General features: G+C 60.5%; 12 protein-coding genes and 1 pseudogene. 8 read left to right on the top strand and 5 right to left on the bottom strand.

Annotation, left to right across the window (positions count from 1 at the left end):
• Window positions 1-31 precede the first annotated feature (31 nt).
• The 3 genes and pseudogenes from LJE91_03640 to LJE91_03630 all read left to right on the top strand — a co-directional run bounded on the left by LJE91_03640 (window position 32) and on the right by LJE91_03630 (window position 1154).
• The gene (locus LJE91_03640) at window positions 32-349 is read left to right on the top strand and encodes a cation transporting ATPase C-terminal domain-containing protein (GenBank protein MCG6867833.1); all 318 of its coding nucleotides are present in this window, start codon (window positions 32-34) and stop codon (window positions 347-349) included.
• 404 nt (window positions 350-753) lie between these two features.
• Window positions 754-948: pseudogene (locus LJE91_03635) on the top strand (metal-dependent hydrolase).
• Between the two features lie 47 nt (window positions 949-995).
• Window positions 996-1154 carry a hypothetical protein gene (locus LJE91_03630; GenBank protein MCG6867832.1) on the top strand — a complete coding sequence of 53 codons (159 nt, stop codon included), beginning with the start codon at window positions 996-998 and terminating at the stop codon, window positions 1152-1154.
• A 704-nt stretch (window positions 1155-1858) separates the two neighbouring features.
• Here LJE91_03630 and LJE91_03625 read toward each other — a convergent pair.
• Together LJE91_03625 and LJE91_03620 are read right to left on the bottom strand one after the other, a co-directional pair.
• Window positions 1859-3295: a GTPase/DUF3482 domain-containing protein gene (locus LJE91_03625; GenBank protein ID MCG6867831.1), complete on the bottom strand. Its 1437-nt coding sequence runs from the start codon at window positions 3293-3295 to the stop codon at window positions 1859-1861.
• Window positions 3295-4986, bottom strand: coding sequence for a DUF2868 domain-containing protein (locus LJE91_03620; GenBank protein ID MCG6867830.1), 1692 nt, complete (start codon window positions 4984-4986; stop codon window positions 3295-3297). The genes LJE91_03625 and LJE91_03620 overlap by 1 nt, the downstream gene beginning before the upstream one ends.
• A 450-nt stretch (window positions 4987-5436) precedes the next feature.
• On the opposite strand from LJE91_03620, the gene LJE91_03615 reads away from it, so the two are divergent.
• Window positions 5437-5664: a hypothetical protein gene (locus LJE91_03615; GenBank protein MCG6867829.1), complete on the top strand. Its 228-nt coding sequence runs from the start codon at window positions 5437-5439 to the stop codon at window positions 5662-5664.
• Between the two features lie 63 nt (window positions 5665-5727).
• Here LJE91_03615 and LJE91_03610 read toward each other — a convergent pair whose 3' ends face one another.
• Entirely contained in the window at window positions 5728-6315 is a 588-nt protein-coding gene (locus tag LJE91_03610; GenBank protein MCG6867828.1) for a histidine phosphatase family protein, read from the bottom strand.
• 189 nt (window positions 6316-6504) lie between these two features.
• On the opposite strand from LJE91_03610, the gene LJE91_03605 reads away from it, so the two are divergent.
• Entirely contained in the window at window positions 6505-7554 is a 1050-nt protein-coding gene (locus tag LJE91_03605; protein MCG6867827.1) for a class I fructose-bisphosphate aldolase, read from the top strand.
• Here the strand turns inward: LJE91_03605 and LJE91_03600 are convergent.
• Window positions 7515-7922, bottom strand: coding sequence for a hypothetical protein (locus LJE91_03600; GenBank protein ID MCG6867826.1), 408 nt, complete (start codon window positions 7920-7922; stop codon window positions 7515-7517). The genes LJE91_03605 and LJE91_03600 overlap by 40 nt on opposite strands.
• Between LJE91_03600 and LJE91_03595 the strand changes: the two genes are divergently transcribed.
• The 3 genes from LJE91_03595 (at window position 7915) to LJE91_03585 (ending at window position 10197) form a co-directional block, all read left to right on the top strand.
• Window positions 7915-8763, top strand: a complete 849-nt coding sequence (locus tag LJE91_03595) for a DEAD/DEAH box helicase family protein (GenBank protein MCG6867825.1) — start codon at window positions 7915-7917, stop codon at window positions 8761-8763. The genes LJE91_03600 and LJE91_03595 overlap by 8 nt on opposite strands.
• Before the next feature lie 615 nt (window positions 8764-9378).
• Window positions 9379-9663 (top strand): DUF1778 domain-containing protein, encoded by a 285-nt coding sequence (locus LJE91_03590; protein ID MCG6867824.1) that lies wholly within the window; start codon window positions 9379-9381, stop codon window positions 9661-9663.
• Between the two features lie 33 nt (window positions 9664-9696).
• Window positions 9697-10197: a GNAT family N-acetyltransferase gene (locus LJE91_03585; protein ID MCG6867823.1), complete on the top strand. Its 501-nt coding sequence runs from the start codon at window positions 9697-9699 to the stop codon at window positions 10195-10197.
• A 153-nt stretch (window positions 10198-10350) separates the two neighbouring features.
• Here LJE91_03585 and LJE91_03580 read toward each other — a convergent pair.
• On the bottom strand, window positions 10351-10556 hold a 206-nt coding region (locus LJE91_03580; protein MCG6867822.1), incomplete at its 5' end, for a hypothetical protein.

The raw sequence follows: 10556 nt of genomic DNA, 5'->3' as shown, positions 1-10556 counted from the left end.
CCCCCGATGAAGCCGTCTTTGCCCATGGGATATGGCAGCACATCGTCTGGGTGGGACTGCGCATCGGCGGCTTGTCGCTGGGGGCGCAGGCCTGGGCCTGGGAGCGGGGTCGGAAAACTGGCAGACGGTGGTGCTCACGGTCCTCACCCTTTCTCAGTTGGCGCACGCGATGGCCATACGTTTCGAGCGGGATTCGCTGTTCCACATCGGATCGGCCCGCAACCCGGCCCTGCTCGGGGTCATTGTTCTCACGCTGGGGCTGCAGATGGCGGCGGTCTACACCCCCTTCCTCCAGGGCGTACTCCATACCTCCACTCTGACGTTTGAGGAACTCGCTGTCTGCGCATGACCTTGCCCTGGGTCGTCCTGGTCGCCGTGGAGCTGGAGAAGTGGGCCGTCCGGCGAGGCTGGCTCTACGTCGATCACGCAGTTTCCCCGGTCTGAAACCGTCCATTTCCCAGAGTACACGCAGTCGGTAGACTCATCACGAGTACGGACCGATCGCAACAGAAAAATCGAACCCGGCACCTTGAATGCGAAAGCGGGTACGAGCCTGCGCTGCGTGATCGTACCGGCCCTGGCCCTGAATGCGCACCTTGCTCGAGTCCCGAAACGGTATGGTTGCTCAAGTCGATTTGGGGTCCGTGGGCCTGGAGAGGGGCGTTCGAGTCGAATCGAGGCTGGTAACGCGTCGGCCGGCGATCGACTTCGACACTGACGCACTTATGCGGCTCTCCGCAGAACCTGAACTCCATGCGATCGCCCGTCGCTTCGGTCTTTGCGAGTACTGGCGAGCGATTCATGGTGCAGCGTATCAGCGAGATGTTACCGACTCTCGAAGACCCGGCCCTGGTGGCGGACGCCGGAGTCTTCCTGGAGCAGGAGAGCAATCACATCTCCGCGCACGAACCCCTCAACGTGCTGCTCCTGGAACGTATCTACCACCGAAGTGGCGCCCTCCGGCGTTGCTCCCGCATGTATGCGGTGCCGGGCGGTTGCCCATCAAGGCCGCTCTCGCCGTGTGCGCCGCGTTCGAGCACATCGCTGACTGTACCTTTGCGGCCTACCTCGAGGAATACTATGCGCGAGGCTGGCGCTATGCCTGTCTCCTCGGCTACCCCTCCATACCGGTTTTCTGGTCAGATGTCAGCTGAACAGGCATGAATCTGCTTCGATCCACGTGCGAAAGCGGCTGCACCATGTGCAACGTTCAGGATTTGGGGGTTTTTAGTCTGGAGTCAAACAGCGGCAAATAGCAGCAGGTTTCAGGCGGCACATACATTCGGGACGGGAACACCCTTTCTCTGGCACGGCGGAGAGGAACTGTCCCATCGATACGCCGCCTTCGATGTGATGCGGGCCAGCGGGGCCGGTTGGATCCATCGCTTCATTGGATTCGGATTTCTCGGGCTACAGGCCGTCGTCCTCCTGATTCCCGCGCTCGCCAGCTTACATGTTTTCACTCGTGGCCGGGTACGCCCCGCACCCCTCGCGACGTCTAGGATTCGGTCCCGCCCTGGTGCTCAGGGTGGCATTCCGCGGGTTGCGATTCCTGCGGCCGGGCTTTCACCCCGGCCGGGAGCGCTACACCTTTCTGAACGATGGAACGGTTGTCGCAACACCGAGGACGGACGAAAAGACAAACAGGATGGTATGTCATTTGACAGAAATCGCCTAACGTCCGGCTCCCGTGACGTACCGGCACAACAGCGACCGGGGTAAAGTCCTGCCGGCAGGCACCTGTTGTGCAGCAGGAATCGTCTTGGCGCGATGGGAGAGCGGCGATGGACCTTTTTCGACGGCGAAGCGGGTGGAGGGGGGAATCCTGCCTGGGAATTGTGGAATGGCGACGAGCCGGTCAAACGTTCGTCCTGCTGTCGATAGCGCCCATCGACAGATCATGCAGTGTCGCTCTCAGGATCTCCCTGAACACCTCCTCCGCCGGGGTATCCCTGCCCTTTCGAGCGGCTGAGAAGAACCGCACCAGCGACTTGCGCTGGCTTGCGGTGAGGTCCTGGGCGAAGCTGGCGGGTTCCACGTGCTTTTCCGATACCCGATTCGGCGCATCCTCGTCAGCCCCCTGACGGCCGTGGGACCAGTTCATCGCCCGAGCGCAATAGAGCAGGATCCGATCGAGCAGGACGAACAGGAACCCGTCGCGGGTCACGGGACCCACCGTGACGCGAACGCCGCCCAGCATGCGGTGAATATCCGTCCTGGCGAGAGCCGAACCGCCGAGCCAGCCCGTGACTCCGCCGCCGGCAGCACCGAGCAGCGCAAAGGATCCGTGCGTGAGACCCGCGGTCGTGGCGTCCAGCAACCCGCCGGCGATCCCTCCGGCCGCGGCACCCGCCAGCGCGAGCTGCACCTTGCTGAGTCCGAGGCCATGGCGGACCTCATCCGAGAACAGGTCCTCCATCAGCAGCGAACCAGGCGGCGTGTTCCAGACCTTGTGACGGAAGTGTGCGCGGATCTCCTGCTGGGCGTCTTTCTCGAACCGTCGTATCCCTTCCTCAAGACGCTTGACGAGCTGGGCCTTGACCCGTTTTTCCCCGGTTCGGGTGCTGATCTTTTCCGGATTGACCCGTTTCGACACCCGGTATTCCAGAACGGTCCGGAAGAGTTCGATGATCGTCTCCACGGTCTGCTCGATGCGATTGTCCCAGTCCGTCTCGAAGGTGCTGATCGCCTCCTTGAACCGGGGTTCCCAGCCCTGTTCGATACTCTTCAATGCGTTGAGCAGGTCGATGCGCTCGGCGTAGGTGGCCCGGTGGGCATTGAACTCTCGCACCGAATTGAAGGACATCCTCAATTCGCTGTCCCACTGTGACAGGTAGTTCTCCCGATTCGTCAGGTTGTTGAGGATCGCCATTCGGGGGCGCCGGGTGAGTCTCAGCAGTTCGATCTCGTCGCGGTCCTTCTGGCGGATGCGCGTCGAACCGTCGACGACCAGGATGATCCCCGCGCCCTGGGATACGGGACGGAGCAATTCGCAGTCATGGACGTACAACGCGTTCGATTCGTGGGCTTCAATGAAGACCGCGGCCACGTTCTCCTCGTCCTTGTGCGCCTTGAACCACTCCAGCAGATTGCCCGGGTTCTGGAACCCGGGTGTGTCGATGAACTCGATCACGGTGCGTCCATCGATGATGACCGGATAGTGGTCGGACCGAGTCGTGGTACCGGGGACGTTACCGATATCGATGCTGTCGTTTTCGGTCAGCGTCGCGACCACAGAGGACTTCCCGGCGTTCGGGTGACCCATGATCGCCAGTTGCAGAGGTGTCGTGTCCATCAGGCGTCTTCCCGCGCCAACGGGGTTAGTGAAACAAGGTGGAGATAGGGGTCGGCGAGCTGGTCGACCTTTTGCCTCCATTGAGTGAACTGCCGCCCGGTGACCGGCGGTAGCGGATCGGAATCCGTCACCTCGCCCACCAGGGCCAGCGTGATGTCCGCCTCCGCGCCGGCCGCTGTTCTGAGGTCCTTCAGGAAATGCAGGTGTTCGGTGATCGGGGGCTGCGAGCCATCGTCGACCACTATCACCCTCGGCGGTGGCGACAGCCATTGCCAGTTTGCCACGGTCCCGCTGACCTCGCGGTTCTTCGCGGGGTTTGTCCCGAAGGTCCGACGCGCCGCGACATGCCAGCCGGTATGATTGTCGACCAGCGCCAGCAACCGCGGATCGTCAGCATCGTCCAGCACGTCCTGCACGTCGACATGCAGGATCATCAGGCAGTCGTCGGCGCCCATCTTCCCCGAGGGCGATCCCCGTTGGGGCGGGTGGCGCTCCACCTCCACGGTCCGAGGGATCGCCATCTCCGGTCCCTGGCGGCTCGTCCTGTCGGATGCATCCAGGCTGGGTGTCACCATGCGCCGATACAGGGCCTGGCTGCGGGCATCCCGGAACGACAGCCCGGTAAGTGCGCGACGCCGCGCGAGCGATGATATCGCGAGCAGGATCCCGCGGGGCAGCAACCCGTAGACAAGCACCGAGAGCACCAGAAACCAACGCCAGGAACGCAGGTGCGCGGGATCGTAGGACGCCTTGTCCGCATTCAGGTAGATGCGTGATCCGGCCACCTGCTCGGGATTCGGGTATCCGCGCCCCTCGCCGGCAATCGGCCGCCAGGGAAGCGCGATCGTGCGAACGATCGCATAGACGGTCCGGTCCGACACCTCGAGGGTCGACTGCCAGCCAAACGCCCGGTCCGAAAACCACAACAGCGAGACGGTGGTAGCGATGACGGCAACGTTGAAGGCGACGCCGAGGCTCTGCAGGGGGACGAGGAAGGTCCAGGTGGCAACGGGTTGGTACAGGGCCGAGCGCGATGAGACCGTGCCGCGGCGCGCTCGCACCTCTTCCCGCGCGCCCTGCGGGATCCGGGCCTGCATGCGATGCGAAAGGCCAGCGGTCAACGACCGGACGAGCCGCAGGCCCCAGGATAGATCGTCCAGCGCGCGTCCCATCGATTCGGAGCGTCGCAGGAGCCAGATCAGCGCCGCGGCGAGCGCCATGGCCAGCTGGGGCAGCACAAGTACGAATATATACCAGGAGACGTTGACCGGGGTCTCACCGTCGTAGCGCAGCAGCGCGGCGGTGAGACCCGTGCCGGAGATGAGTCCCACCACGACGGCCACCAGCCCGGTGATGCGAAGGCTGCGGGCAAACGTCTCCCCGGGCAGGCCCAGGGCTCCGCGTCCGCCCGCCCCCCGCCGTCGCCCGTCGAGCCATCCATGGAGGGTGTCACGGCGATGCGCCGGGGTATGAAAGGTGGAGGCGGGGGCGGCGTCCCCGGCGCTTTCCAGATACAGCGCCCTGTCCCGCTTCGCGATCTCCGCGCGCGCACCGTGTGACTCCCGTACCTTCTGTTCGTCGGCGTTGAGGAAGCTTTCGTAATCGATGAGGTCGGCGACGCTCCAGGGAGAACCGGGCTTTTTCTGCGGGGTTGTGTCGGTCGCCTCAGGCCCCGGTTTTTTCGTATCCACCAGCGATCTTTCCAGTCAAGGCACGACTCCGGGCGTTGTCGAGCCGTAAAGGAAGCCCTGCACGAATGACTGCGACGGCGCTTCGCTGCGTTGCGCGGTGCTCGCTTCCTCGCCTGTCTACCTGATATGTCTCGGTCGCTGCGCGCCGTGCGCCTTGCGCTGCATCCGTCTCGCTCATTTGTGCAGGGCTTCCTAAGCGGGAAACTCGGATCTTTCCGAACCATTGTGGCCCCGGTTATGCAACGAATAGGATACCCGTATCGGTGCGTCCTGTCGTCGCAGGACGGTTTCCGGCTCCGGGCCCGTCCTTTGCACGCCGCAGCCACGGCGTTATTCGGGTGGCGATTCCCGGGCCCGTTCGCAGACCTCGCAAGGGTTAAAACCCGAGACGCACCCGGCGCAGCATCATGAGTAGGTAAGGATACTTCTCGGCGTCAGGGGGAAGGGAACATGTCTGAGAACTCCGATCGAAACAGTGAATCCTATGCCCTTTCGGACCGGAACTGGAATCTGTTGCTGGACCACTACTTTCACCATTGCCCTGCCGGGTCGCGGCCTCGCCCGTCGAAGCGGCACCTTGGCCGGACCCGGAAAGAGCTGACAATCGAGCAGGTATCCGGCGCGATGGAACTGTGGCGGGCCTGGCATGACCTGGCCAATCGCCGGGACGAGGGGTAGCAGGCTGCCACGGGGTTTGACGCGTCGACTCTGACCGCGGTCTTCTCACGGTCCGGAAAGCTGTCAGCCGCTTCCGATCTCTGCGTTCCAGGTCACGATGGCAGCCGAGTCGTGATACGCGCCGAGGATGTTGAGGGTCGCGGTATCGAGGACGAACAGATGCCCGTCCTCGACGGGGAGGCCGATCCAGCGGGTGGCGAAGACGCGCAGCAGATGACCGTGAGAGAACACGGCGACGTCCCCGTCGATGGCGCGAATACCGCGGATGACGCGATCGACCCGCTCGCTGACCGCCGCAGGTGACTCCCCCCCAGGGCAACCGCTGACGAACACATCCCAGTGCGGATCCAGGGCCTGGATCTCGGCGAGTTTCAGTCCCTCGTAACGACCATAGTTCCACTCGGCGAGATCCGCATCCAGGACCATCGCGTCCGCCAGTCCCGTCATCTCGCAGGTCTCTCGCGCACGTTCCAGCGGACTGCACAATACCTTCGAAAACCGCCAGTCCTTCAGCGTCCCGCGCAGCAGCCTCGCCTGGTCGCGTCCGTGCGGGGTCAGGGGCAGGTCCGTGAACGAGGTGTGGCGCCCGTCGCGCGCCCATTCGGTCTCGCCATGACGCACGAGGACGACCTTTTGCCTGAGCGTTTTCATCTCTTGAATGGGTTTCCTACCGGTTGTCGTGCTTGCGGATCGAACCGTCACGGAGCCACGGTGGCGCTCGGTGTCACGGGCAGTGTATCCTTCACCGCACGGCGCGTTTTACGCGTCCGCCGGTCAAATACGACACGTCATTCAACACCGGACGGAAATCGCAATTATTCCACAAAAGGGGCGACAGTCATGACTGACATAATCGGGTTACTCGGTGAAGACGCGGATTCCCTGCTCGGGCATATCTGCACGGGGATTCCCAGTAGTGAATTGCAACTCCCGGGACCGGACTATGTTGACCGTGTCCTGGCGCTGAAGGACCTGAAGCCCGGTACCCTGCGAAACCTGCAGGCCATGTTCGATCACGGCCGGCTCGCAGGCACCGGCTTTCTGTCGATCCTTCCGGTGGACCAGGGTGTGGAACACTCCGCGGGCGCTTCGTTCGCCCCGAACCCCGCCTACTTCGATCCCGAGAACATCGTCAAACTGGCGATCGAGGGCGGTTGCAATGCGGTGGCATCGACCCTGGGCGTCCTCGGGTCGGTGGCGAGACGCTACGCCCACAAGATCCCTTTCCTGGTGAAACTGAACCACAACGAGCTGCTCAGCTATCCGCCGGTGTTCGACCAGACGATGTTCGCGACGGTGGATCAGGCCTTCGACATGGGGGCCGTCGCCGTTGGTACGACGGTGTATTTCGGCTCAGAGGAATCCCGGCGTCAGATCCAGGAGACCAGCGAGGCCTTCCAGCATGCGCACGAGCTCGGCATGGTCACCTTCCTATGGGCCTATCTTCGCAACCCGGCCTTCAAGCACGGGGGAACGGATTATCATGCCGCGGCTGACCTGACCGGCCAGGCCAACTACCTCGCGGCCACGATCGAGGCCGATATCGTCAAGCAGAAGCAGGCAACGACCAATGGTGGGTACACGGAAATCGGTTTCGGAAAGACCTCCCCCCTGGTCTATGACAAGCTGACCAGTAAGCATCCGGTGGACCTGGTGAGGTATCAGGTGGCCAGCGCGTTCATGGGTCGCGCCGGCATGATCAACTCGGGCGGCGCGTCGGGAGAGAACGATCTGCATCAGGCGGTTCTCACGGCAGTGATCAACAAGCGTGCGGGGGGCATGGGTCTGATCTCGGGACGCAAGGCGTTCCAGAAGCCGATGGCCGAGGGGGTCGCCCTGCTGAACGCGGTTCAGGACGTGTATCTCTCGGATGACATCACCGTCGCCTGAGGCAACACCGACGCAAGATCAATGGGGTCACAGATCAATGGGGTCAGACTCGATTGAACAGATCGAATATTGTCCTGCAAAACATATCCCGTAAAGCCTGTAAGTACGGTATCAATCGAGTCTGACCCCAATACTGCGGAAAGCACATCAGTCTGCCGCGAGGGCGTCTGGACGACGTGCGGATGTTGCTCCAAAAATACGAAAGCCGCCTCGAGTTGGAAGACCTGAGACACGCTGGCGAACCTATCGAAGTAACGTTCCTCGGCGAATTGACCGCTGCCCAGCGCCAGGCGGCAAAAGCCATAGTCGCACACGACAACGGTGTGGTCGTGGCGCTTCCCGGTTTCGGGAAAACTGTGCTTGGGCACCTATCTGATGGCCCAACGCAAGTGCAGCTCCCTGGTTCTGGTACATAGGCAACCGCTGCTGAAACAGTGGAAATCGCAGATCGGGATCTTTCTTGGCCTCGATGCGAAATCGATCGGTCAGATTAGTAGTGGAAAGCGAAATCTCACTGGACAGATCGATGTCGCCATGATCCAGAGTCTTTCCCGCAATGATTCAGTGGACGACATCGTCACCGAGTATGGCCAGGTAATTATTAACGAATGCCACCACTTGACGGCCGTCTCGTTTGAACGGGTGCTTTCCGAGGTCAAGGCAAGATACGTTGTCGGCCTGACGACCACACCGCAGCGCCGCGACGGTCACCAACCTATCATCCATATGCAGATCGGCCCCGTTCGCTTCAAAGTCGATCCACGCAGCCAACTGGCGCATCGCCCTTTCGATCATCGACTCGTTGTCCGCAAGACCGGTTTTGATGCTCCCGTACAAGCGTCCGGCATAACTATCCAGGAACTCTACGGCCTGCTGGTCGTCGATGAAAAGCGCAACGAGCAAATCACCGATGGTGTACTCATGACCATGGAAGAAGGCCGGTCCCCCATCGCGTTGACGGAGCGCAAAGAGCACGTCGAGCTACTGAACGACCGATTGAAGGGTTTTGTCCGGCATATCGTCATTCTGCGGGGAGGCCGGTCGGCGAAAGAGCGGCGGGAAGTCGAAGCGCAGCTCGTTTCCATTCCTATGTATGAAGAGCGACTCTTGTTGGCCACTGGAAGATACATCGGCGAAGGATTCGATGACGCTCGGCTCGATACCCTGTTCCTTGCTCTGCCGGTGTCCTGGAAAGGTACGCTCGTGTAATACGCCGGTCGGCTACACCGAGTGCACCCCGGAAAACGCGAAGTAAGAATCGTGGACTACGTGGACGGTAAGGTGCCGATGCTCGCGAAAATGTTTGGAAGACGACGTATCGGCTATCGCACCATGGGATACCGGGAAGACGACAACGAGACGTTCTTGGAATAGCCAACAGGATCCATCGGCACTCTCATCGCCGACTGGCAAGGTTCAAGCGCCATTGGCGTGGGTTGGCATAGAGTGGCGGGCGACGCGACAGATTTTTCCGAAATTGAAGCTATCCAGCTTCCCGGAGAACCCTCAACTCGCTGAAAAGCATGAACTCTCCTGAAACAGTGCTTGCCGTACCGAGGGATTGCTTATGGTTATAAATCCTTGTTTTTATAAGTTATTTATGAAAAGCGAGGAATTCGAACCTTCGCTGTTCCCCTGCTTTTCAATGCGTTACGTAGCCGCCATGTCCAGATCGTGTCTACCGCTCCCAAAATTTCCGCGCAGCAACCGTCACCCCATTACACGATAGTCGCCTCCCATGGCCAAATCTCGGCGAGATTGACAAAGGCACCATTTAGACGTACATATTACTTATCGTTATCGACCTCGATTCAGGAGCTCAGCGTGACAACCAGCACTGCAAAAAACGAGCGAATTAATCTGCGCCTGAAACAAAGCGCCAAGATGCTTATTGAGCGCGCGGCCACTTTCGAGGGGAAGACGGTCAGCAGTTTCATTCTATCCAGCGCCCTCGCCAGCGCCGAAAAGACCTTGCTTGAACGCGAGTCCATCCAGCTCAACAAACAAGACGCACAACTTTTTTTCGATGCATTGGCCAAACCGGTCGAATTCAACGAGAAGCTGACGGCTGCCTTAATGGAGCATGACCGCCGCGTAACCTTGAAATAAGTTAGTGCAGCATGATCGCCGCGTAGCCTTGAAATGAGTTCGGCACACGAATTCGTCATCGAACCACTCAACCGAAACCACAACCGAACCGTTTTCAGTTGCGGCATCGAGTCCCTGGATCGCTATCTTAAACGTCAGGCCGGCCAGGATATGAAACGCCGGGTCAGCCGAGTGTTTGTTGTCCGCTCTCCAGAAGACGAAAGGCAGGTGCTGGGGTTCTACTCGCTAAGCGCGCTTTCCATCGACTTGTCGGTCTTGCCCGAAGTGGTCGCCGCGAAGTTGCCCAGGCACCCTGTACCGGCTGCTCTCATCGGACGATTGGCCGTTGACCTATCTGCTCAGGAAATCGGGATCGGCAAGATGCTTCTGGCCGACGCGATCAAACGAACCTTGGCAGTAAGCGACGATATCGCGATCTACGCCATGGTCGTGGATGCCATCAACGAGCAAGCCAAGTCTTTCTATGAGCGTTACGGCTTCGTTCGCTTGACCTTCGGCGATAGTCGCCTGTTTCTGCCGCTGAGATACCTCTGACTGTATGTACCGAGCCTCGCCGCAAATCAATCGTGTCTAACTCGCTGCGAGAAACGAGTGTGGTCGGGGATGATAATGGGTAACTTCTCAAAAAGGCATGGCGCCCGTAAAAACAACGACATAGAGGCGCGGAGTGGTACGTTCTTGCGCCTCCTAGCACCTTTGTGTAGGGGTTGCTGTATCCAACTCATTGATTCCTTTTTGGTGGTGGCATCCGTCGACGGCTCTGTCGTGCTGCGGGATCCTCGCAACCCATTGATTTGAAATCCGCCCCGACTTATTTGAGAAGTTACGATAATGGAAGCTAAGGCGATTGCCGGAAAATGGCATACCAGATTGCGCCGGGTGAGCTGCGAAGC

Source organism: Gammaproteobacteria bacterium, from assembly GCA_022340215.1.
GTDB lineage: Bacteria > Pseudomonadota > Gammaproteobacteria > JAJDOJ01 > JAJDOJ01 > JAJDOJ01.
The sequence above is the reverse complement of the archived record's forward strand: the minus strand, read 5'-3'. Positions and strand labels throughout refer to the sequence as shown.

Bases quoted from the DNA above. Each gene is read 5' to 3' on its own strand.
- LJE91_03640 (MCG6867833.1), top strand. From the start codon at position 32: ATGGCAGCACATCGTCTGGGTGGGACTGCGCATCGGCGGCTTGTCGCT.
- LJE91_03625 (MCG6867831.1), bottom strand. From the start codon at position 3,295: ATGGACACGACACCTCTGCAACTGGCGATCATGGGTCACCCGAACGCC.
- LJE91_03615 (MCG6867829.1), top strand. From the start codon at position 5,437: ATGTCTGAGAACTCCGATCGAAACAGTGAATCCTATGCCCTTTCGGAC.
- LJE91_03610 (MCG6867828.1), bottom strand. From the start codon at position 6,315: ATGAAAACGCTCAGGCAAAAGGTCGTCCTCGTGCGTCATGGCGAGACC.
- LJE91_03605 (MCG6867827.1), top strand. From the start codon at position 6,505: ATGACTGACATAATCGGGTTACTCGGTGAAGACGCGGATTCCCTGCTC.
- LJE91_03585 (MCG6867823.1), top strand. From the start codon at position 9,697: ATGAGTTCGGCACACGAATTCGTCATCGAACCACTCAACCGAAACCAC.